Here is a 22,609-nt window from a genome sequence, read left to right as displayed (position 1 = left end):
TGGACGGATCGGGCGAAATCCTGGACGCCGCGTCGACAAAGTGGCAGCTTAGAAGGCATGCCCGACTCTCAAATCAACCCAACAGCTGCCGCCCTCCTGGGCCTGCTTCACGAGGGCCCGATGACCGGCGGTCAGCTCATGGTGGCTGCCGAACGTCGCCTCGGGCCGTACTGGTCGATGACCCGGAGCCAGGTCTACCGCGAATTGCCCGTTCTCGCCGAGATGGGATACGTCCGCCTCGGCAAGCCCGGGCCACGGTCCAGCCAGCCCTACGCCATCACCGCGTCCGGCAAGCGCGCCTTCAGCCGGTGGCTCGCCGAGTCGCCCGGCCGGGACGCGCTCCGCAACCCGGTCGCCCTGCGGGTGGCCTTTGGCCAACAGCACTCCGGTAACCAGCTCAAGTCGCTCTACACCGGCGCCAACGAGTACCACTCGGAGGCCCTGGTGATGGCCCGCGAGCAGGCCAAGGAGGCCAAGAAGGCGGGCGACGCGTACGGCGCCGCCGCGCTCGAGTTCGCCGTCGCCTATCACAAGGCGGCTCTGAACTGGCTGAAGGTCGCGCCCGCGGAGTGACGAACCACTGCCGCCCGGCCGGGCGACCGGCCGGGCGGCGTAAACTCGAGAGTCGTGAGTGCAGCCGACTTTCCTGAACAGCTCAAAGCCCTCGACGCCACCCTGCGCAATATCGAGAACGTCCTCGATGTGGACAAGTTGCGCCGTGACCGGGCGGAGCTCGAGGAGCAGGCCTCCGCCCCCGACCTGTGGGACGACCAGGCGCGCGCCCAGGAGGTCAACTCCCGCCTCTCCTACCTCACCGGTGAGATCTCCCGCCTGGAGCGGCTCCGGTCCCGGATCGACGACGCCGAGCTGCTGCTCGAGATGGCCCAGGCGGAGGCGGACGAGGGGTCGATCACCGAGGTCGGTGAGGAGATCACCGCCCTGCAGAAGGCGGTCGAGGAGATGGAGGTCCGCACGCTCCTCTCCGGCGAGTACGACTCGCGGGAGGCCGTCGTGGCCATCCGGGCCGGCGCCGGGGGAGTGGACGCCGCCGACTTCGCCGAGATGCTGATGCGGATGTACCTGCGCTGGGCCGAGCGGCACGGCTACCCCACCGAGGTCTACGAGACCTCGTACGCGGAGGAGGCGGGCCTCAAGTCCGCCACGTTCGCGGTCAAGGTGCCGTACGCCTTCGGCACGCTGAGTGTCGAGTCCGGCACGCACCGTCTGGTCCGGATCAGCCCCTTCGACAACCAGGGCCGCCGGCAGACCAGCTTCGCCGGGGTCGAGGTGATGCCGGTGGTCGCGCAGACCGACCACATCGACATCCCGGAGAACGAGCTGCGGACCGACGTCTACCGTTCGTCGGGTCCAGGTGGACAGAGCGTGAACACCACGGACTCCGCTGTGCGCCTGACGCACATCCCGACAGGCATCGTCGTAACGTGCCAGAACGAGAAGTCCCAGCTGCAGAACAAGGCCTCGGCGATGCGGGTACTCCAGGCGCGGCTGCTCGAGCGCAAGCGCCAGGAGGAGGAGGCGAAGCTCGCCGGCCTCAAGCAGGACACCACCGGATCGTGGGGCGACCAGATGCGCTCGTACGTCCTGCACCCGTACCAGATGGTCAAGGACCTGCGCACTGAGCAGGAGACGGGCAATCCGTCGTCGGTCTTCGACGGGGCCATCGACGAGTTCATCGCGGCCGGCATCCGGTGGCGCAAGCAGAACCAGATGAGCAGCTGACCGAGGAGCCTGGGCGGTCGCCCGAAGGTACCGGCGCCACCGGAACGAACGTTCCGGTGGCGCCTGCGTGACGGTTCGATTCCGTACGGTAGGTGCAAATAGCGAGGACCGCCGGACTTGGCGTTTCCGTTACACCGCGTAGACTCTGCTCCCGTGATTCAGCTCGAGAACGTGACGAAGACGTATCCGAAGGCGTCTCGGCCGTCGTTGGACAATGTCAGCGTCGGTATCGAGAAGGGTGAGTTCGTCTTCTTCATCGGACCCTCCGGTTCCGGGAAGTCGACGATCATCAAGCTTCTGCTGCACGAGGTGTCCCCCTCGGCCGGCCGCGTGATGGTGAACGCCAAGGACGTGACGACCATGCGGTCGTGGAAGATCCCCCACTTCCGCCGGTCCATCGGCTGTGTGTTCCAGGACTTCCGCCTGCTGCCCAACCGCACCGCGTACGAGAACGTGGCCTTCGCCCTGGAGGTCATCGGCAAGACCAAGGCCGTTGCGCGGCGGGTCGTGCCGGAGGTGCTGGAGCTGGTCGGTCTCGGCGGCAAGGAACACCGCTACCCGCATGAGCTGTCCGGCGGTGAGCAGCAGCGCGTGGCGGTGGCCCGGGCGTTCGTGAACCGGCCGCTGATCCTGCTGGCCGACGAGCCGACCGGAAACCTCGACCCCGACACCTCCATCGAGATCATGCGACTGCTGGACCGGATCAACCGCACCGGCACCACCGTCGTGATGGTCACCCACGACTCCAACATCGTCAACCAGATGCGCCGCCGGGTCATCGAGATCGAAAGCGGACGGATCGTCCGTGACCAGGCTCGCGGTGTGTACGGATAGCTCCGGGCTTCGGATGCACTGTTCGGTAGAAGACGCGAGGTCCCGGAAGGAACTCCCCCGATGCGCGTGAAGTATGTCCTCAACGAGGTCCTGGTAGGCCTGTGGCGCAACGTCACGATGTCGATCGCCATGATCATCACCATGTCGGTCTCGCTCTTCGCGCTGGGTGCGAGCGTCCTGATGTACATGCAGGTCGACCAGATGAAGGACTTCTACTACGGGGAGATCCAGGTCTCGATCTTCCTGCGGGAAGACGTCACCGAAGCGCAGCGCAACGCGATCAACCAGGCGATCGACACCAACCCGCTGGTCAAGGACAAGACCTACGAGACGCGGGCCGAGGCGTTCAAGCGGTTCCAGGTCATGTGGCAGGACTCGCCCGACTTCATCAACTCGGTCGGCCCGGACAGCCTGCCCGAGTCGTTCCGGGTCAAGCTGAAGGACCCCGAGCAGTACAAGGCGTTCGCCGACCAGATCCAGGGCCAACAGGGCATCCAGGACATCGTCGACCAGCGCGAACTGCTCAACAAGGTGTTCGACATCTTCAACACCATCCAACTGGGGTCGCTGATCGGGGCGGTGTTCATGGCCGGCGCCGCGTTGCTGCTGGTCGGTAACACGATCCAGGTGGCCGCGTACAGCAAGCGCCGGGAAGTCGCGGTCATGAAACTGGTCGGCGCGTCGAACTGGTTCATCCAGGCGCCGTTCGTACTCGAGGCGGTGGTGGCCGGCCTGATCGGCTCCATCTTCGCCTTCATCGCGCTGTTCCTGATCAAGGTGGTGCTCCTCGACGGCCGCCTCCAGGCGCTGACGAACGTGCTGACCCCGATCCCGGACGGCAACGTGTGGCTGATGCTGCCGCTGCTGGCCGCGGCCGGCGCCGGCGTCAGCGCGATCACCGGCTGGATCACGCTGCGCTTCTACCTGCGCGTCTAGGCACTCCGAGCCCGGCCCGATGGCCGCATTCCCGTCCGGGATGCGGCTATTGGTCGTTTTGGGCCCTTAAGCGGCTTACCCGGGGTACGGTGCCGATGTGGGGTCCTGTCGACGACATCGCCGTGTCTCGCCCGCGTGGGCCGTGTGTCTCGGCCTGCTCTGCATCGCCGGTGTGGGACTGGTGGGGCCACGGCCCGTCGCCGCCGACCCGCGCGACGACGCCCGGAACGCGGGCCGGGCCGCCGACCGGGCCGCCGCCGTCCTCGAGGACGCCACCGCCGTCGCCCGCGCCGCCGCCCGCCGCCTGGAACTCGCCAACGCGGCGCTGCCCGCCGCCCAGCACCGGGTCGCCACCGCGAACGGGGTGGTCGTCGCCGCCCAGGCCGAGGCGAACACCGCGCGGCGCAAGGCGGACACCGCCCGTGCCCTGCACCAGCAGGTCGTGTCCCGGTACGAGCAGGCACACCGGCGGGTCGAGCAGGCCCGGGAGCGGGTCGGCCGGGTGGCCGCGGCCAGCTACATGGGCGCCGCCGACTTCGCCTCCCTGAACGTGCTGGTCAGCGCCACCGGGCCGCAGGACATCATGGACCGGATGGGCCTGGTCGAACAGGTCATGCAGAAGCGGCAGGAGAGCGTCGACGAGATGGCGGTGGCGCGCCGGGCCGCGCGTACCGAACAGGACCGGGCCGGGCTCACCAAGCGCAACGCCGAGGACGCCGAGCGGGAGGCCGCCCGGGCCCTGGCCAAGGCGCGGGCGGCGCAGGCCGCCGCGGTCCGGGCCCGCGCCGCCGTGGTACGCCTGACCGAGATGCGCCGCCAGGCGCTCGCCGTGGCGCAGTCGCAGCGCGCCGCCGTGCTGGCCCGCTACCGGGCGGTCCGCGCCGAGGAACTCCGGGTGGTGGCCGCGCTGCAGGCGTGGGAACGGGGCCAGGCGCGCGCCGGCAGCACCGCGGTACACCGCGGCGGCCGGCTCCTGATGCCGGTCCGCGGCTGGAAGAGCAGCAACTTCGGCCACCGCTTCGACCCGTACTACCGGGTCTGGCAGCTGCACGCCGGCATGGACATCGCCGCCGGTGGCGGCACCCCGATCCGGGCCGCCGCCGCCGGCCGGGTGATGCGGGCCGGGTGGAACGGCGGATACGGCAACTACACCTGCATCAGCCACGGCCGGCTGCAGGGGCGTGGTTTCTCCACCTGTTACGGCCACCAGTCCCGGATCGGCGTACGCACCGGCGAGTACGTCCGGCGCGGCGAGGTCATCGGCCGGGTCGGCACCACCGGCGCCTCCACCGGATACCACCTGCACTTCGAGACCCGGCTGAGCGGCGTACCGAAGAATCCGGCGAAATATCTGCCTTCCTGTCTCTGTTAGATTGAGCCGATCCCTCCGCATACCTCTTGGAGACCGGCATGCCGCGCGAACAGGGGCGCAAGGTCGTGGCCTCGAACCGCAAGGCGCGGCACGACTACGCCATTCTCGACACCTACGAGGCCGGCATGGCGCTGACCGGCACCGAGGTCAAATCACTGCGCGCCGGCCGGGCCTCGCTGGTCGACGCGTTCGGCCACGAGAACAACGGCGAGATCTTCCTGCACGGGATGCACATCCCTGAGTACACCCAGGGCACCTGGACCAACCACGAGCCGCGCCGGGTGCGCAAGCTGCTGCTCAAGCGCGACGAGATCCACAAGCTGCAGGGCAAGCTGCGCGACGACGGCGTCACCCTGGTGCCACTCTCGGTGTACTTCCACAACGGGTACGCGAAGGTCGAGCTGGGTCTCGCGAAGGGCAAGAAGAGCTACGACAAACGTCAGGACCTGGCGAATCGAGACGCTCAGCGGGAGATCACTCGGGCGTTGGGCCGACGCGGCAAGGGCATGACCTGAGTTAGGGTCCCGCTTCGTGATCCACGACAGCGGAGGAACGATGCCCGACCAGCAAGGCGCCACCTGGGCATCCCGTCCCCGTACCCTCCTCGCCGCGGTGCTCGCCGTGCTGCTCCTCGCCCTGGTCGTCCTGTGGTCCGTCACCCAGCGCCGCGACCTCGACCCACCTCTGATGATCACCCCGGCACTGGGTGCGACTCCGTCCCCGACGGCGGTGCCCCCGGCGCCGTCCGTCGTGCCGTCGTCCCGCCCGCCGTCGTCCCGCCCCGCCACCAGGAAGGTGTCCGCGTCGAAGTCGGCGCGCCCCGCCAAGACCCCGTCCCGGCGCCCGTCCGCCTCGCCCACCCCGAAGCCCGCCTTCACCGCCCGCTACCTGAGCGGCGGCGAGCGGCGCGGCCAGTTCCAGGCCGGCATCGTCATCGAGAACGAGGGTGACACCGCACGGAACTGGCAGGTCCGGGTGACCTACCACCCCGACGCCGAGGTACGCGTGGAGCGCACGTTCGGCGCCGACGCCAGCACCTCGGGCAGCACCGTCGTCTTCAGCGGCGGCCCGCTCGCCGCGGGCCGGAGCACGATGATCGGCTTCCGCGCGTCCACCGAAGGGGACGGCGAGATCCGTCCCACGTCCTGCCAGGTCGACGGCCGGGCCTGCGAAATCTCCTCCCGCTGAGCCCCGGCACCTCCTCCCGCTGAGCCCGGCATCTCCTTTCGTTGAGCCCGGCATCTCCTTTCGTTGAGCCCGGTGCCGAACTCGGAGGCGATACCGGAATGAAGTCGGGGCGGGGAGGCGTTAGGCTGGTGGGGCTGCCACTGGGGCAGCTGTCCAGGGGGTGACTGGTTTCGACTTCGTACGTGGAGACAGGGGAAGCGAGCCGAGGAAGCCGACGTCGTCTCGAGAATCGGTCGTCGGAAACTTATAAGCGCCAAGCAGGATAGCGCTGACTCTTACGCTCTCGCCGCCTGAGGCAAGTAGCGGAGTCTGTCGGTCTGGGAGTGCCTCCGGCCCAGTAACCGGCATCAGCTAGGAGGTTGGCCAATCGGACCCGGTCGCGGGGTCCGTGCGGCGAGATTAATCAGCGACTGGGCCCGTCACACCAACTTGCTCACGTGATTGGTGGGGCCGAGTAGAGGCATAGTGAGCTGCGCTCGGAGAAGCCCTGACAAAACAACGAAGGACCCGGGTTCGATTCCCGGCACCTCCACGAAGAGGGTTCTTACCCGAACCCGAAGCGGCACCGCTCGCCAGGGCGGTGCCGCTCTCGTTTCTGGCCTTGGCCGACCAGCGTAAGAGAGGGGTCGGCCAGCTCATCGGTGGCAACATGCGGGCCGTTCCCGTCGTCACCGAGGTACTGCGCGGAAGGCGGCTAATCGAGCACGCGGCGGGTCCTTGCACGCCTGCCGGTACAGCTCGTGGGTTGGAGAGCAGCGTTCAGTATTGGCCTCGGTTCGGTATTACTGAACAGAAGGTAGAACTGAACGGGTGGTCAGCCCGCTGCCTCGACGCCCAGTCCACGCTGCATCCCCTGCACCATCTGCCGGCGACGGTCGGGAGACTGCGGCCAACCAGGGACATTTCCGTCCGCAAGGTTCAAGTAAGTAGTGAGCACCTCCACTGCAAGATCATCGGTGGTACCGCCTCACGGCGGTACCGCCGATGTTTTTCGTTGTCCAAGCGGGCTGACTCAGCCTGCCTCGGTGGCCCAGCGGCGGTGCCAGGCGAAGAACTCCGCCGACGACGGCTTCGCTGCTGCGCATTGCCGCGCGTCGAGCACGGTCGCGAGTGCCAGCAGGTCAGCAGTGGAGTGCTTCGTAGGTCCATTGCTCACGCGGATCCGGCCGCCCGCGTCGACGAACACATATCCGTGCTCGAAGAGTTCGTCGCACCCGAACAAGCAAGCCGCGATGATGTTGGCCAGGTTGCGGCGTTCCTGCTCGTTGGCGTCAGCGCGGCGTTTGACGTGTGCCGCGCGGACGAATCGTCGCGGGAACAGCCGGCCGCAGAGTTCGCAGCGGATCTCGGCGGAGTCGCCGAACTTCATCCTGCGGAGCTTCCTCTGCTCCTTGCGTACCAGGACGCGAGCGAGCGCGTCCAAGCCGCCTTCGACACCCAGGATCTGATCAGACTCTCGGCCTGAGGCGCCCTGCTCCGCGGTCATCTCATCCTCCACGGAAAGGATGTCGACCGGGTCCGAAGGGATCGGCACGCCGCCGACGTTGGCCGAAGACCGCAACGCCTCCATTGCCGCGGCGCCGAGGTGGACGCCGGATACGTTCTCGGCACGATGGAGAACGTCGAGCCGGATCCGCTCGGGGTAGGTGTCGTCCGGCCAGACCGGCTCCTCCGACCGAAACAGTGGGGCCTTGACCTGCCCGAACACGACCTGGTGAAGGACGCCGGACGTCCACGTTCCTTTGGATACCCGGGAGTTCGGACCGCGATGGCCCAGAATGAGATAGTCACCGGGTTGGATCTCCCGGGCAATCTGCCGGGCTTCGGTGCGGTTGAACTCCTTGAGGCGATCGTTCAGCGCTTCGGACTTCCAGCCCCAGATGCCACCGGTGATGCCGATGTCGAGGTTGGTCCTGCCGCTCGCGGGAACGTAGACATAGAAGAATCGAATCATCAATACTCCCTGTAACTGGGTAGACACAGTGACGGGCGGTCAGTCGGGTGAGCCGCAAAGGCTGATGCCGACCAACTGTGGTCTCACCTAACCACATGCCTACGACATTCCGCTCGCCCAGCAGGACGGCCGGTCGCCAGTGACTGATCATTCCGGGCTCCGGCTCGTCGGCTGGCGCACCGGGTGATGGAGATCTGCGAGTGCCTGCCCGAAGCTGCTGCACGTCCTGCGCAGGGTTCAAGTAGGCCGACAGCATCTCCACGAGAGGGTTCTTACGTGAACCCCCAGCGGCACCGCCCAGCACGGCGGTGCCGCTTTCGTTGCCATTCCCTGTCCCGGTACGCCGGCGGGCGCGCGGATCATCCGCGAGGCGCTCGCTGCGGCGGAGCCCACCGCTGCCGGTAAAGCGTTCCTCCACGGTACGAGCCGGCGAGCATGCGGACAGCACCGTGCCCGGGGCGGCGGGTCGGCCGCCCCGGGCACGGTGTTCGGCCGAGTGATCAGACGTTCGACAGGAACGCGGCGAAGGTGCCCGCGACGAACAGCGTGTTGATCGGAATGCCCCACCAGCGCGCCGGCGGCACCAGGAACCACCAGGCCGCCATGGCGGCCGCGACGAGGGCGCCCGCCAGGAGGCCGAACCCGGCCGCGCCGAGCGCGGTGCCGCTGCCCCCGGCCGACGGGCGCAACTGCCACATCATGGCCACGTAGCTGCCGAAGGCAAGCAATGCGCCCAGGTATCCGAGGAGCAGGGCGGCCACCACCCGGACGACCAGTATGGTCGTCCGACGCGGCGAGTTCGGTCGGGACATGGTTGTCATTGCAGCACTCGGACGCGGTCCGATCCGACGAACGGGACACCGGTGCGCAGCGTTCCGGAGAGCGCCAGGCTGGTGTCGCCGCCGCGCAGGCCCAGCGATGTGGTGGACACGTGCACCAGCAGGTCGGCCCGGCCGTCGCCGTTGACGTCCTGGACCGCCGACTTGTCGATGGCGATGCCGGCCGGTCCGACGCGCACCGAAGACGGTTGCACCGCGGTGGCGTCGAAGCCGGCGGTGGACAGGATGGCCACCGGGGTGACGCCCTTGCTCTTGATGTTGACCGGGTTGTCGGCGGAGCCCGGCTTGACGTCCATGGTGGCGGCCACGGCGGTACGGGCGGCGTAGGTGCTGGTGCCGTCGTCGTCACGGACCGCGAGGGTCACCTTGAACTGCTGGCCGGCGGGCAGTGCCGTGCTGGCTCGCACGCCGTGCAGGACGCGCTCGGTGCCGTCGGCGAGCTGGACGTACCAGTCGTAGGACTGGATGGTGCCGTCCGCGTCGGCGGCCCTGGTCGCGTCGAGCATCAGGGCGCCGTTGGTGAAGGCGACGTCGAAGTCGGCGACCGGCGCCTTGTTGGGTGCCTCGAGCTGGGCCACGCTCAGCCGGGCCTCCTCACCCAGCGGGTCGACGTCGGCGCCGAACATGGTCGCCGTCCAGGTGCCCGGCTCCGGGTTCGGGATCGACAGCTGGTCCCAGGTGGGACCGTGCGAGCCGGAAGCGCCGCCGGGCCGCGCCGTACGGTCGTAGACCGTGCCGGACGGCGAGGTGAGCGTCAGCTGGATGTCACTGCCGGGCCACTCGATGCCGACCGCGAGGCGTTGCAGGGCCTGGCCGACTGCGATGCTGGTGGTGACCGAGGCGTTCGGCTTCACCATGAAGTGCGGGCGGCTGTCGTTGGTGAGTTCTTCGAGGATGGCCTTGGCGATCGCCTCGTGCCCCGGCGGCGTCGGGTGCACCGCGCCGTCGTCGGTGACTCCGTAGAACCAGCTGCCGTCGGTGCCGCAGAACTCGTGGTTCTGGAAGTACTCGTTGGGGTCGACGTACCGGAAGCCGTTGAGTTCAGCGTTGCGCTTGATGATCTTATTCAGCTCGACCGTCTTGTCGTGCATCCATGCCTGGTCCACCCGCTTGATGCCCTGGCAGCGGAAGGTGGTGTCGGCGCCGCCCTGCCGGAAGAACGTCGGGTAGCCGACCACGACCCGCTGGGCGTAGGGGGTCCGCCGGCGTGCTTCGCCGAAGACGGACGGGTACGGGTGGATCTTGGCGATGGCGGCGTCCCCGCCGTCGGCTCCGCCGTCGAGGCGTGCCATCGCGGCCGCCAACGGCTTGGTGACCTTGTCGTCGCCGTTGCAGGTGTTCCAGGGCAGCAGTTCCATGCCCAGGACGCACTCCTCGTAGATGTCCGCGAAGCCGGAGTCGTTGCCGCCGATGGTGAAGGTCAGCAGGCGCACGTCGTTGGTGTCGAGGTGATCGAGCTGGGGCTTTTCGCCCCACGCGCCGCCCTCGCGGGACTGGTAGAACTCCTCGGTGACCGCGCCCTGGCAGGCGTGGAAGTCGAGGTTCAGGCGCAGCTCCTGGGCGACGAGGTTGCTGTAGGCCTTGTCGGAGCGCTGGCAGTCGTTGACCCCGCCCCACGTGTCCGGGTGGGTGCCGCGGGCGTAGCCGCCCATGCCGTACCCGGACGAGTAGGAGTCGCCCAGCGCCACGTATCGGGTCAGCGGCGCGTAGCCGCCCCGGATGCGGAATACGTGTCGGCCGCGCTGCGCGCTGTCGGTGTTCGTCACGGACAGTCCGGTGCTGCTGCTGTCCAGAAAGGCGCCGGGCACGCCAGAGCCGGGCATTTCGAAGAAGGTGCCGGCCTCGCCGGAGCCGTTGGAGAAGCCGACCCGGGCGGAACTGCCGCCGAGGCCGTTGCTGCCGCCGCTGGCGTCGCCGGTCTCCCACCGGACCTGGTCGTAGTTGAAGACGATGTCCAGGTCGCCGCCGCTGCCGTGCTGCACGAGCAGCATCTGGAAGGTGTTCTGCTTGTCGCTGTGGTTGTTGTAGTAACCGACCGACTTCCAGCTCACGCAGAACGCCGGGCGGTTCTCGTACAGGGTGGTGCCCCAGCCGTAGCCGACGTAGCCGCCGCCCCCGCGGGTGTCCACGTCCGCGAAGAACGGGGCGATGATCGGGGCGCGGGTCCCGGCCAGCCCGAACGGCGTGTACGTGCTCAGCGGGGTGTCGAACGTGACGTTGCCGTTGTTGTTGACGTACAGCCGGTCGTACGTACTCCCGTAGAAGTTGACCTTGAACGGGAGCAGTACCGGGGCGGTGGAGCTGTCGTCGTTCGCGGCGAGCGGGTTCGCGATGCAGTCCGCCTCGTTGATGACGGCGCCGGACGGAGCGGCGACGGCCGGTAAGCCGATCAGGCCACCGGCCAGAACGGCGGCGGTCGAGAGAGTCGCCACAAGCTTGTGTCGCAAGTGTTCTCCTTGGCTGCTCGAGCACACCGGGCAGGGCGGCGGCAGCGAGAACACTAAGCGTGATGTTGAGGGGGATCACTCGGTCTGAGGGTGGCCCGGGATCGGCTGTTGGGAACGCGAAACTCCGCCGAATCGCCAGTTCTCGCCCCAATTGTCGGGCAACCCGTGCGCCGAGGAGAAGGTGTGACCGGGGGGACGACTGTGACTACTCAGCGTATGGAGGCTCGGACCTATCGTGCCTGATGGTGTGCGTCACACCAGGAACCCTCAGATGGCTGGCGGCGCCCCCGACGCGGTCGCGTGACGGCCGTTTCGGGTGGGTTGGGGGTTTTCCCGGATGTCCCGTCGAGACATCCACGGGAATGATTGGAACCTCGTAGCCTGGCCGACGGGAAGGCAGCCATGAGACTCACGCGCCCCACGCTCGGAACCGTCACTACGCTCGCCGCCCTGCTGCTCATCGCGGCATGCGGCTCGGACCCGGCCACCCCGGCAAGCGGCTCGGGCGGCCCACCCGCCGCGACGCCCAGCGACCACGGCACCCATACGGCGGCCTCCGCGGCACCGCCCGCGCCGCTGCGCCAGGGTGAGACCTTCGTCGATCTCGCGTTGCCGCGGCCGTACACCCCGGCGGCCCCGAACGGCGGCACCGACGAGTACCGGTGCTTCCTGGTCGATCCGAAGCTGACCGAGGCCGCGTACCTGACCGGCAGCAGCTTCCGGCCGCAGAACGCGGACATCGTGCACCACGCGATCTTCTACCGGTTGAGCCCGGAACAGGCCAAGGCGGCCAGCCAGGTCGACGCGCAGGCCAAGGGGGAGGGCTGGACCTGCTTCGGCGACACCGGGGTGCAGGGCGAAACCGCCTGGGTCGCGCAGTGGGCCCCGGGCACCGGTGAGACGCTGCTTCCGGACGGCTTCGGATTCACCATGCCGCCGGGCAGCAAGCTCGTCATGCAGGTGCATTACAACCTGCTGGCGGCCGACCCCGGCAAGCCCCCTTCCGACCGTTCCGGCATCCGGATGCGGCTGGCCAGCGGGACGGCCCCGCTGAAGGCGCTGCAGACCGAGCTGGTGGCGGCGCCGATCGAGTTGCCGTGCGAGCCGGGCGGCAGCGGGCCGCTCTGCGACCGGGACGCCGCCGTCGCCGACGTCGCGCAGCGGTTCGGGGCGCGGGCCGGTGAGGTGGTCCGCGGCCTCAACAAGATGTGCAACAAGGGTGCCGCGCCCGTCGCCGGCAACACCCAGCACTGCGACCGGCCGGTGCGCCAGGCGGGCACGATCCACCTCGCCGGCGGCCACATGCACCTGCTCGGTCGTTCGATCAAGGTCGAGGTCAATCCGGGTACGCCCGAAGCGCAGACCGTCATCGACGTACCGCAGTACAACTTCGACAACCAGGCGCTGGTACCGCCGCCCGCACCGATCACCGTCGACGAGGGCGACAACCTGCGGGTCACCTGCACCCACGACGCGACGCTGCGCAAGCAGTTGCCGCAGCTGAAGAAGCTCCCGTCGCGTTACGTGGTGTGGGGCGAGGGCACCAGCGACGAGATGTGCCTCGGCGTGCTGGTGTTCGCGCCCAAGGGCTGAGGGCGGCTACCTGCGGGGGACCGACAGGCGGTCAGAGCGCCGTCGGCCGTGGTGGCGGGGGCAGCCGGGGCCGCGGGTGCGGACGGCGGCACGTCGCCGCCCGCGCCGCCCGCCATTGACAGATATTTGCGCGAAGCCGTTCACCAGACGATTGCCAGATGGCAGCTTGCCCACATGGGACGGAAAAGTGGGCTTGTCCCTGCCACGAGGCCGGGGCACTTTCCGCGTCCCTGACGGTCCCTCCTCACCGGTTCCTGACAAAGCCGTAGCAGCCTCGTCGGGCATGACTGCAAACGAACGGCGTGATGGGGTCTCCCAGGAGCCCGCGCGACAACCGCGGAGGCAACGGCCCCGGTGGCGACCGCGGGCCGGGTTGGCGCTCGTCGCGATCGCGGCCTGCGCGGCGGTGGTCACGACGACGATGGTGGCCGGGGCGTCGACGGATCGCTCCGCCCGGACGTCGGCGGGTGCCGGGGTCGGCGTGCTCACCTATTCGCTGGGAGACAAGGCCTTCGGGATCAGAGACTTCCGAGAGGAAGGTAAGCCGCCGGCCCCGATTGAGCTGACCGGAGTCGTCCACTACCCGCTCAAGCTGACCGGCAAGCTGCCACTGGTCGTACTGCAGCACGGCCTGGCGGTCACCTGCCTGGACAAGTCTGCGCTGGAGAAGTCGAACCGCCTGCAGGCCGAGGCGGACGCGGCCACCGACCCGGCCGAGAAGGAGCGCCTGGAGGAGAAGTCATCCGCCGCGTACGACCCGATCGTGCAGTGGCCGTGCGCGCCGGGCGTGCCGGCGCTGGACAGCCATCGCGGCTACGACTACCTCGGCAGCGCCCTCGCGGCGAAGGGCTTCGTGGTGCTGTCGGTCAGCGTGAACGGGGTGAACGCCGGCCCGATGGGTGAGGCGGCGGACATGGCCCGCGCCGCGGTCGGCAACGAACACCTGCGGCTGTGGCGGGACCTGGTCGCCGGCACCGGCCCGCTCAAGAGCGTCCTGCGCGACGCGCGCACCGGCAAGGCTGTGGCCTCGCCCTTCCGGGGGCACATTGACCTGCAACGGGTCGGGTTGATGGGCCACTCACGGGGCGGTCGCGGAATGATGTGGCAGGTGGCGGACAAGCACGCCGGCGAGGTGCCGCGCGGTGTACGGATCCAGGCGGCGATGACGCTCGCCAGTCCGGAACCCGGGGCCGTCGACCCATACCGCCCGGACCCGGTTCTCGTGGCCGACTACCGCACGACTCGCATCCCGTTGCTGGTCTGGAACGGCAACTGCGACTACGGCGCTGGCGGCGAGTGGGACTGGCTGGTCGCCCCGAGCCGGGCACCGGTCCACCGAATGCTCGTGCACGGCGCCAACCACAACTTCTCCAACACGAACTGGTCGCCGAACAGCGGGCTGCTGTTCGCCGAGGATGACGCCGACGATGGCGGGCACCCGAAGCCGGGGCATTGCGTCGGCCGCCGGGTCGAACAGGTGGAGAAGCAGCTGACCGAGACCGAGCAGCGCCGGGTCCTGACCGGCTACCTGGACGCGTTCCTCAGCCGCTACCTCAAGGGCGACACCGGCCAGACGGCGGTGCTGGACGGCCGGCGGCACCCGTTCCGCAGATTCGCCACCGTCGACGTGAGCACCCTCGCCCCCGGCAAGCTTCCCCCGCCGCCTCCGCCCCTCGACGAGGAATCCGAGGACGGTCAGGGAGAGGAGGTTCCGCCGGGCAAGGAGGAGTGACGCCAGCACGAGGCCTCGCGGTGCGACCGCCGCTTCGAAGCGCGGTAGCACCGCGGCGCCTCTATTCGGGGACTACTGGTCATCCCGTCGGGGACGCAGATGATGCCCCGCAGATATCCGAACCGGCCCAAAATGGTCGAGCGGACAGCGGTGTTCCCGTTCGACGAACCGGTGGGCTGCGCCGGATCACGGTGGACATCGACGCCGACGGCCGCGCAGGTCGTTCACCGGGAGACGGGAAGCAGGTCGGCACCTGGAAGGACTCCCGGTTCGCCATGGGCCGGCCGGTGCTCGGGTGGTACCGCGGTACCACCCGCGGCGTCCGGTTGTCATGCCGCGGGATGACGATCCGGCTGGTGGCGGCTCCTAGCGTTCGTGGTGGTTGGGGCCGACAGCCCCGTGAATGACAGGAGGGGCGATGACCATGACACATCCGGTGACCGGGCGACGCAAGACCGGCGGGTCCGTACCTCGGAACCTCTGGCCGGCCGGTGCCGCCGCGGTCGCGGTCGCGGCCGCCGCGACCACCGTGATCGCGGTCGTCGGTCGCGCTCTCGGCGCACCCATCGCCATCGACGGCGAAGCCATTCCGCTCCTCGCGTTCCCGATGTTCACCGTGATCGCCGGTGTGGTCGGGATCGCGCTGGCCGTGGCTCTGGCCCACTGGACACGCCGGCCCCGGCGCACCTTCACGGTGACCACGGTCGTGTTGACCGTGCTGTCGCTGGTGCCGGATCTACTGGTGCAGGTCAGCTTCGGTTCGAGGATCGTGTTGATGCTGACGCATGTGGCCGCCGCAGCCATCGTCATACCGACGCTTTGCCGGCGCCTGCCGACGGGCTGACCGGACCACCGCGGGCGCCGCCTTGCTGGCGGAGCCGCGGTGCCAGCCACGCCGGTCATTGCTCCGGGGAGATCCGGCGTCTGGGCACGGGCTCCGGGGAAGGGCTGCCGGCGAGGCCGTGGTCGTAGGCGAAGATGACGGCCTGGACCCGGTCGCGGGCGCCGATCTTCGCGAGGATCCGGCCGACGTGCGTCTTGACCGTCGACTCGGACACGACTAGCTCCTCGGCGATCTCGCCGTTGGTCAGGCCGCGGGCGATGGCGAGGAGGATCTCGTGCTCCCGGTCGGTCAGCGTGCCGAGCCGCGGATCGGTGGGGCGTTCGGGTGCGGGGGCGCCGCCCAGATGCTGCGCGAACTCGTCGAGCAGCCGCCGGGTGAGGGCGGGAGCGATGACGGCGTCGCCGGCGGCGACCGCGCGGATGCCGGCCAGCAGTTCCTCCGGGTGGGCGTCCTTGAGCAGGAATCCGCTGGCGCCCGCGCGCAGCGCGGCGTGCACGTACTCGTCGAGGTCGAATGTGGTGAGCATGAGGATGTGTGAGCGGCCGCCGGCGTCCACGATCCGCCGGGTGGCCTCGATACCGTCCATGCCGGGCATCCGGACGTCCATCAGCACCACGTCGGGTTTGAGCTCCGCGGCCCGGCGCACCGCCTCGGCGCCGTTCCCGGCCTCTCCGACGACATGCGTGTCGGCGGTGCTGTCCAGCAGCATGCGGAAGCCCAGGCGTTGCAGCGGCCGGTCGTCCGCGATCAGAACGGTGATCATGCCGGGTTCCCTCCCGAGTGCGGCAGTGGTGTCAGATCGAGTTCCGCCCGGACTTGCCATCCGCCGTCGGAAGCAGGGTCGGCCGTAACGGTCCCGCCGTAGAGCGCGGCGCGTTCCCGCATCCCGATCAGTCCGTGGCCCTCATGGCTGGGGCGGGTGACCGCGCCGGGTGAACCACTGTCCCGGACCAGGATGCGTAGCTTGCTGCCGTCGACGCTCAAAGCGAGTTGCACCGTGGTGTGCGGGCCGGCGTGCTTGAGGGTGTTGGTGAGCGCTTCCTGCACGATGCGGTACGTCGCCAGCTGCACGCCCGGGTCCAGAGTGCTCAGGTCGCCGGTGCTGCGGTACTCGACAGCGGGTCCGGCGGCGCGGATGCGTTCGCACAGCAGGCTGATGTCCGCGATGCCGGGCTGGGGCTGCAGGCTCGGCTCGTCGGTCTGCTCGCGCAGCACGCCCAGCATGCGGCGGAGGTCGGCCAGCGATCGACGGCCGGTGTCGCCGATCAGGCCCAGCGCTTCCTTGCTGCGGTGCGGTGCGGTCTCCGCGGCATACGCGCCGCCGTCGGCGAGCGTCACGATGACCGACAGGCTGTGACCGATGATGTCGTGCATCTCTCGGGCGACCCGGCTGCGTTCGGCCGCAATGGCGAGCCGGCTGCGCTGGTCGCGCTCGATCTCCAGCCGGACGGCGCGGTCGCGCAGCACGGCAAGCTGGGCGCCGCGCACCCGTACTGCGAATCCCAGCGCCGCGGCGGCCGTGCCGGCGGTCGCGATGAAGAACGAGACGTCCCACACCGACGCCAGCGGCGCCAGCCGCACCGGGGCCACGACGAACACCGCCAGCAGTGGCGGGATCGCCCACCAGAGCCGTCGTATCCGGCCGTGCCGGACGACGCTGTACACGGCCACCAGGACCGCGGCGTCGGCGCGCAGGATGATGCCCGCCGAGAACTGCAGCAGGAAGACCGCGACGGTGGCGTACAACACCGGCAGCGGCGTACGGCGTCGCCACCACAGCGGCAGCACCAACGCCGCCTGCAGCAGTAGCACCTGCCGCACCGACAGGTGGGAGAAATCGAACGGTGTGTCCGGCGGACGTTCCTGGTGGCTCAGGTCGGCGCCGCTGAACAACCCGAACAACACCAGCACCAGAGCGGTGTCCCACGCCCACCGGTGGGCGGTGTCCCACTGCCGCAGCCGCCGCCCGGCCTGGAACAGCCGGGCGGCGACGGGATGCGAGATGAGCGCGACGGCGCCATCTTCGTGGCTCACAGCACGATCATCGGTCACCTTGGTTGCGGCTTGGCCCAGGTTACGCTGAACAGCCGCATGCGGCACCGGGGCCGGCCCCGTGCCGCGCCACCTGGCCCGCAGCATCAGGCGTCGGACCGTCTCAGCCGGTACGCGGCGCCGCCCAGAGCCAGCGCCGTCCAGCCGGTCAGTACCAGCAGACCGGCCCCGGCCGACAACATCCCGTCAGCCTGCGGCAACGCGAAGATCGCCTCCCCGGCGTTGCTGGGCAGGTACCGGGTGATGTCGTCCCGCCACGATTCCGGCAGCAGCGACATCAGGCCGGGCACCAGCATGAACGTGCCGACCAGCGCGGAGATGCCGCCCGCGGTGGAGCGCAGCAGCGCGCCCAGCGCGACGCCGGCCACGCCGACCAGGCCCAGATAGACGCCGGCGCCGAACAGGCTGCGCACCACACCGGTGTCCGAGATGCTCATTGCGATGGAACTGTCCGACAGCAGGCCACTGGCGATGAGGAACGCGGCGAACGCGCCCACCGTGCCGACCACGAACGCCAACCCCCCGTAGACGGCGGCCTTGGCCCACAGCACCGGCAGCCGGGTCGGTACGGCGGCCAGGGTCGACCGGATCAGGCCCGTCGTGTACTCGCCCGAGGCGGTCAGTACCCCGAGCACGCCCAGAGCGATCATGGCGAACGGCACGCCGAACAACGCCAGGGTCAGGGTGCTCGCCTCGGCCCACTCCGGATCCATCTCGGCCCCGGACTCGGTCATGCTGGTGTACTGCAGGGCCGCGATCGTGCCGAAGGCCAGCAGCACCAGCAGTCCCAGGCTGAGCGTGATCCAGGTCGAGCGCAGCGACCAGAGCTTGGCCCACTCGGAGTGGGCCACCCGTATGGCGGTGAGCTTGGTGCCCTGCTGGGTGTGGCGCGTACGCTCCTGCGGTTTCTCGGCGACGATGCTCATGCTGCGCTCCCGGTGCTGCTTGCGGCGTGGTACTCGACCGCGTCCCTGGTCAACTCCATGAAGGCCTCCTCGAGGGACACCGTCTTGGCGGTCAGTTCGAACAGGGCGATGCCGTGCTCGGCCGCCCGCAACCCGATCTCGCGCGCCGGCAGGCCGGTGACGCTCAGCTGTTGCGAGCCGGGCCAGCCCACCACGTTCACGCCGGGGCCGGCCAGGACGTTGCGGAGCCGGGCCGGATCCGTGCCGGCGACCAGCACGGTGTCGCCGCCCACCTGCCGAACCAGGTCCTGCACGGTGGTGTCGGCCAGCACCCGCCCCCGCCCGATCACGATCAGATGGTCGGCAACCAGAGCCATCTCGCTCATCAGATGCGAGGAGACGAACACGGTGCGGCCTTCGGCGGCCAGACCGGTCAGCAGGTTGCGGATCCAGAGCACGCCCTCCGGGTCGAGTCCGTTGACCGGCTCGTCCAGCATCACGGTCTGCGGGTCGCCCAGCAGCGCCGAGGCGATACCGAGGCGCTGGCCCATGCCCAGCGAGAAGGCGCCGGCCCGCTTACGCGCCACGGACTGCAGACCGGTCATCTCGATCACGTCGTCGACCCGGCTCCGGGAGATGCCGTGGGTGTGCGCGAGGGCCATCAGGTGTTGGAACGCGGACCGCCCGGGATGGATCGACCGGGCTTCCAGCAGCGCGCCGACCTCGTGCAGTGGCGCGGCGTGCCGGTCGTATCGGCGGCCATTCACCGTCACGGTCCCGGACGTCGGCGCGTCCAGCCCGACGATCATGCGCATGGTGGTGGACTTGCCCGCGCCGTTGGGCCCCAGAAAGCCCGTGACCGCGCCCGGCCGGACAGTGAAATCTACGGCGTCGACGGCGGTCTTGTCCCCGTATCGTTTCCTGAGCTGTCGAGCCTCGATCATGGTGCCTCCATCGCCGGATCTGTTGTCTGTCACCAGAACGCTAGGTCTGGGCGGGGAACGAACCGTCGTACTCCGGTCCGACGTTTCGACGACGCCGTGGTACCGCGGTACTAGTCGGCGCCACGGGCCGAACCTGGTGAGCGCGAGTCCCGGCCGGCTCATGAACGTATGTGAGCTGCACAGATGCATGCCGACGGGGTGTTCGGCCGGGTTCTTTCGTCCTTCCGGCCGAGCCTGCGTGATCTCACCGGAGAAGTGTCGAGGTCGAGCTGGAGCCGGTTCCCGACCGTGACGCCCGCCGGCCGTCGAGCCCCAACCTGCCCTTGACACTTTAACGGTGTTAAGGGACTCTGGGATGCAGTCAGTTGAACTTAGTTAAGGAGAGCTGATGCGCGCTGCTGTGGTCACCGCCCCTGAGTCACCGCCCGTCTGTGCCGACTTCCCGGATCCGGAGCCACCGCCCGGCCTGGAAGCGCTGCACCTGGTCGGTGCCGGTGTGCACAACGTCGTACGCGGGGTCGCCGCCGGCCGGCACTACCGCAGTACGAACGTCTATCCGTTGGTACCCGGCATCGACGCGGTCGCCCGCACCGGCGACGGGCGCCTGGTCTACACCGGCTTCGCCCAGGCGCCGTGGGGCACCATGGCCGAGCGGATGGCCACCCCGTTCGCGCTGGACCTGCCGGCCGGGGCCGATCCGCTGGCGATCGCCGCCGGTATCAACCCGGGCACGTCCGGCTGGGTGGCCCTGGCCGACCGGCGCGAGGAAGTGGGCGCTCTCGACACGGTGCTCGTGCTCGGGGCGACCGGCGTGTCGGGGAGCATGGCGGTGCAGTCGGCCTTCGCTCTCGGAGCCGAGCGGGTCGTCGCCGCCGGACGTGACCCCGAGGCGCTGGACCGGCTGCGGAGCCTGGGCGCCACCACCGTGTCGCTCGCGGACGCCACACCGGAGGCGTTGGCCGCGGCTCTGCGTACGGCTTTCGCCGGCACGCCGCCGACGTTGGTCCTCGACTATCTGTGGGGCTGGGTCGCCGTGGCTGCCTTCGCCGCGCTGGGCGGGACCGGCATGCATGACGACAACACCCCCGGCGTCGCCTATGTGCAGGTCGGTTCGCTGGCCGGGGACCATGCGGCGCTGCCCGCGGCGCTGTTGCGCAGTCGGCGGTTCCGGGTCACCGGCAGTGGCATCGGCGCGGTGACCAAGGAGCAGATGCTGGCCGTGATCCCCGCGGTCATGCTGCACCTCGCCGACGGCAGGTTGCACGCGCCGTACACCGCCTACCCGCTCAGTCGCGTCGGCGACGCGTGGGCGCACCGGGGACGTACCCGGGCCGTGGTGGTCCCGGACTGACCTGAACGTCATCGCTCTTCATCACCATCGGAGGTTCCGTTGAAAAGAACGACCGCAACCAAAGTGGGCGCTGCCGTCGCCCTGACCGCACTGCTCTGCTCCACCCTCGTGCCGACCGGCGCACAGGCTGCCGGCGAATCGACCCGGGGCACACCCGCCACCACCGTGGACAACGGGATTCCGGCGATGGTCGACCCCGACGCGGACCTGGGATCCAAGCCGCCCGGACCGGAGACGCGCTGGGCCGACTCCATCTACTTCACCAGCCAGGTAAAGGCCGGCGGCCACGACATCGGGCTACTGGTGCACACCATCAACGTCCCCAAGGGGTTCGGACGACTGGTGTCGTTCGCGGTCACCGACGTGACCACCGGCTGGTACAAGAACTACATGCTTGGCGTCGACCCGGAGGACTACCACTGGAGCACCACCGGCCTGGACATCTCGGCGCCCGGACTGAAGTGGACCGGGAACGCGGAGCGAATGTCGGTGTCGCTCACCGTGCCGTGGGGCTCCCTCGACGTCACGCTCACCTCGCGGGGACCGGTCCTGTACTACGGCGGCACGGGAGTGTTCCCCATCCTCGGCGACACCAACTACGAGTACGCCCTACCGGACATGCGGACGACCGGCACCCTGACCATCGACGGCAAGGCCCAGCGGGTGACCGGCCGGTCCTGGCTGGACCGCCAGTGGGGACCGACCCCGGACGACCCGAGCCTGCACTGGACCTGGATGAACCTCAACCTGCCCAACGGCGACGCCGTGGCCATCTGGGACACGCTCACCGACACAGGTGAGAATTCCTGGGCGACCGTCGTGCACCGCGACGGCTCCCACGAGGTCGTCGCGGTCGAACCGGTCGCCAAGCGTGCGAACCAGTTCTGGACGAGCCCCACCAGCGGCCAGAGGTACCCGACCCGCTGGCGGATCAAGATTCCCGCGCTCTCGGCCGACCTCACGGTCGACATCACCGGAACCGACAATCAGGAATTCGCCCAGGGCGACAACGGGCGCCTGGAGGCCACCGCCGCCTTCACCGGCACCTATCAGAACACCAAGGTCAGCGGAAGAAACTATGTCGAGATGATCGGCAACTGGAAGCCCTGACCCGGTCGGCGCTGGGCGCCATCCCCGCACCGGCAACGGGGGATGGCGCCCACGCTCCTTAGCGACGTTAAACTGTTCCCATGGCCAAGGGCATCACCCGGGACCGCATCGTGGCGGCGGCATTGGATCTGCTCGATGAGAAGGGCATCGACGCTGTAACGGTCCGGGCGCTCGCCGCACGCCTCGACGTGAAAGCGCCCGCGCTCTACTGGCACGTGCGCGACAAGCAGGAACTGCTCGACGAGATGAGCACCGTGGTGCACCGACGCGTCGCCCGCGCCCTGGCCCAGAGCCCTTCCGGCACCGATTGGCGCGCCGCCTCGGCGACCTTCGCCCGCGCCCTGCGGGCGGAGTACCTGCTGCATCGCGACGGCGCCCGCACCTTCAGCGGCGCCCGGATCACCGACCCCGAGGTGTTACGCACGCTGGAACCCTGGCTGGCCCGCTTGATCGCGGACGGGTTCGACCTCGCCGGTGCCACCGACGCGGTCGACCTGGTCACCGCGTTCGTGGTCGGCTTCGTCATCGAGGAGCAGGAACGCCGCCAGTCGGCCGAGGCCGACCAGACCCGGTACTCGCTCGCGGAGCGCGACGCCTGGCTCGGCGAAGACATGCCCCTGGTCAGGGAGGCCGGGTACGTCCGGGATGAAGGCGACCGGCGGTTCGAACGGCACCTCGCCCTTCTGCTCGACGGCCTCGCCGCCCAACTCGGCAAGTGACCGCGTCTGTCAGGCTCGCGCACCCCGGTGCTCGAAACAGCGCAACCTG

The 22,609-nt window shown here is 69.3% G+C and carries 20 protein-coding genes and 1 other RNA gene; 14 read left to right on the top strand and 7 right to left on the bottom strand.

The features are described from left to right. Nucleotides 1-57 precede the first annotated feature (57 nt). The 8 genes from LDL48_RS22160 (at nt 58) to ssrA (ending at nt 6,605) form a co-directional block, all read left to right on the top strand. A complete protein-coding gene (locus tag LDL48_RS22160) occupies nt 58-573 on the top strand; it encodes a PadR family transcriptional regulator (RefSeq protein WP_225257109.1) in 516 nt (171 codons plus the stop codon). Between the two features lie 54 nt (nt 574-627). Further along, complete coding sequence (prfB, locus tag LDL48_RS22155; protein ID WP_225257108.1) at nt 628-1,740, top strand: peptide chain release factor 2; 1,113 nt, start codon at nt 628-630, stop codon at nt 1,738-1,740. A 153-nt stretch (nt 1,741-1,893) separates the two neighbouring features. Continuing rightward, a complete protein-coding gene (gene ftsE, locus LDL48_RS22150) occupies nt 1,894-2,574 on the top strand; it encodes a cell division ATP-binding protein FtsE (RefSeq protein WP_225257107.1) in 681 nt (226 codons plus the stop codon). Between the two features lie 60 nt (nt 2,575-2,634). Next, nucleotides 2,635-3,510, top strand: coding sequence for a permease-like cell division protein FtsX (gene ftsX / locus LDL48_RS22145; RefSeq protein WP_225257106.1), 876 nt, complete (start codon nt 2,635-2,637; stop codon nt 3,508-3,510). A gap of 181 nt (nt 3,511-3,691) precedes the next feature. Next, nucleotides 3,692-4,882 (top strand): peptidoglycan DD-metalloendopeptidase family protein, encoded by a 1,191-nt coding sequence (locus LDL48_RS22140; RefSeq protein WP_225257105.1) that lies wholly within the window; start codon nt 3,692-3,694, stop codon nt 4,880-4,882. A 38-nt stretch (nt 4,883-4,920) separates the two neighbouring features. Continuing rightward, a complete protein-coding gene (gene smpB / locus LDL48_RS22135) occupies nt 4,921-5,397 on the top strand; it encodes an SsrA-binding protein SmpB (protein WP_225257104.1) in 477 nt (158 codons plus the stop codon). 40 nt (nt 5,398-5,437) lie between these two features. Next, nucleotides 5,438-6,070 carry a cellulose binding domain-containing protein gene (locus LDL48_RS22130; protein WP_225257103.1) on the top strand — a complete coding sequence of 211 codons (633 nt, stop codon included), beginning with the start codon at nt 5,438-5,440 and terminating at the stop codon, nt 6,068-6,070. Between the two features lie 156 nt (nt 6,071-6,226). Beyond that, nucleotides 6,227-6,605, top strand: a transfer-messenger RNA (tmRNA) gene (gene ssrA, locus LDL48_RS22125). 477 nt (nt 6,606-7,082) lie between these two features. On the opposite strand, the gene LDL48_RS22120 is transcribed toward ssrA, so the two are convergent. The 3 genes from LDL48_RS22120 to LDL48_RS22110 all read right to left on the bottom strand — a co-directional run bounded on the left by LDL48_RS22120 (nt 7,083) and on the right by LDL48_RS22110 (nt 11,310). Beyond that, the gene (locus tag LDL48_RS22120) at nt 7,083-8,024 is read right to left on the bottom strand and encodes a hypothetical protein (protein ID WP_225257102.1); all 942 of its coding nucleotides are present in this window, start codon (nt 8,022-8,024) and stop codon (nt 7,083-7,085) included. 500 nt (nt 8,025-8,524) lie between these two features. Continuing rightward, on the bottom strand, nt 8,525-8,836 hold the full coding sequence (locus tag LDL48_RS22115; protein WP_225257101.1) for a hypothetical protein: 312 nt from the start codon (nt 8,834-8,836) through the stop codon (nt 8,525-8,527). A gap of 5 nt (nt 8,837-8,841) precedes the next feature. After that, nucleotides 8,842-11,310: a nidogen-like domain-containing protein gene (locus LDL48_RS22110; protein ID WP_225257100.1), complete on the bottom strand. Its 2,469-nt coding sequence runs from the start codon at nt 11,308-11,310 to the stop codon at nt 8,842-8,844. A 402-nt stretch (nt 11,311-11,712) separates the two neighbouring features. On the opposite strand from LDL48_RS22110, the gene LDL48_RS22105 reads away from it, so the two are divergent. The 3 genes from LDL48_RS22105 (at nt 11,713) to LDL48_RS22095 (ending at nt 15,479) form a co-directional block, all read left to right on the top strand. After that, nucleotides 11,713-12,903, top strand: coding sequence for a monooxygenase (locus tag LDL48_RS22105; RefSeq protein ID WP_225257099.1), 1,191 nt, complete (start codon nt 11,713-11,715; stop codon nt 12,901-12,903). A gap of 373 nt (nt 12,904-13,276) precedes the next feature. Next, nucleotides 13,277-14,635 (top strand): alpha/beta hydrolase, encoded by a 1,359-nt coding sequence (locus LDL48_RS22100; protein ID WP_225257098.1) that lies wholly within the window; start codon nt 13,277-13,279, stop codon nt 14,633-14,635. Nucleotides 14,636-15,038: 403 nt separating this feature from the next. Next, nucleotides 15,039-15,479 (top strand): DUF6069 family protein, encoded by a 441-nt coding sequence (locus LDL48_RS22095; RefSeq protein ID WP_308016481.1) that lies wholly within the window; start codon nt 15,039-15,041, stop codon nt 15,477-15,479. A 55-nt stretch (nt 15,480-15,534) separates the two neighbouring features. On the opposite strand, the gene LDL48_RS22090 is transcribed toward LDL48_RS22095, so the two are convergent. The 4 genes from LDL48_RS22090 to LDL48_RS22075 all read right to left on the bottom strand — a co-directional run bounded on the left by LDL48_RS22090 (nt 15,535) and on the right by LDL48_RS22075 (nt 19,380). Next, entirely contained in the window at nt 15,535-16,242 is a 708-nt protein-coding gene (locus tag LDL48_RS22090) for a response regulator (protein WP_225257097.1), read from the bottom strand. Continuing rightward, a complete protein-coding gene (locus LDL48_RS22085) occupies nt 16,239-17,513 on the bottom strand; it encodes a sensor histidine kinase (protein ID WP_225257096.1) in 1,275 nt (424 codons plus the stop codon). The genes LDL48_RS22090 and LDL48_RS22085 overlap by 4 nt, the downstream gene beginning before the upstream one ends. 104 nt (nt 17,514-17,617) lie before the next feature. After that, nucleotides 17,618-18,457, bottom strand: a complete 840-nt coding sequence (locus LDL48_RS22080; RefSeq protein ID WP_225257095.1) for an ABC-2 transporter permease — start codon at nt 18,455-18,457, stop codon at nt 17,618-17,620. Then, nucleotides 18,454-19,380 carry an ABC transporter ATP-binding protein gene (locus LDL48_RS22075; RefSeq protein ID WP_225257094.1) on the bottom strand — a complete coding sequence of 309 codons (927 nt, stop codon included), beginning with the start codon at nt 19,378-19,380 and terminating at the stop codon, nt 18,454-18,456. Before LDL48_RS22075 ends, LDL48_RS22080 begins: the two co-directional genes overlap by 4 nt. Before the next feature lie 388 nt (nt 19,381-19,768). Between LDL48_RS22075 and LDL48_RS22070 the strand changes: the two genes are divergently transcribed. The 3 genes from LDL48_RS22070 (at nt 19,769) to LDL48_RS22060 (ending at nt 22,560) form a co-directional block, all read left to right on the top strand. Continuing rightward, nucleotides 19,769-20,731 (top strand): zinc-binding alcohol dehydrogenase family protein, encoded by a 963-nt coding sequence (locus tag LDL48_RS22070; protein WP_225257093.1) that lies wholly within the window; start codon nt 19,769-19,771, stop codon nt 20,729-20,731. 63 nt (nt 20,732-20,794) lie between these two features. Next, complete coding sequence (locus LDL48_RS22065) at nt 20,795-21,841, top strand: lipocalin-like domain-containing protein (RefSeq protein ID WP_225257092.1); 1,047 nt, start codon at nt 20,795-20,797, stop codon at nt 21,839-21,841. Between the two features lie 80 nt (nt 21,842-21,921). Then, a complete protein-coding gene (locus tag LDL48_RS22060) occupies nt 21,922-22,560 on the top strand; it encodes a TetR/AcrR family transcriptional regulator C-terminal domain-containing protein (RefSeq protein WP_225257091.1) in 639 nt (212 codons plus the stop codon). Nucleotides 22,561-22,609 lie beyond the last annotated feature (49 nt).

Source organism: Jidongwangia harbinensis (assembly GCF_020216025.1).
GTDB lineage: Bacteria > Actinomycetota > Actinomycetes > Mycobacteriales > Micromonosporaceae > Actinoplanes > Actinoplanes harbinensis.
The sequence above is the reverse complement of the archived record's forward strand: the minus strand, read 5'-3'. Positions and strand labels throughout refer to the sequence as shown.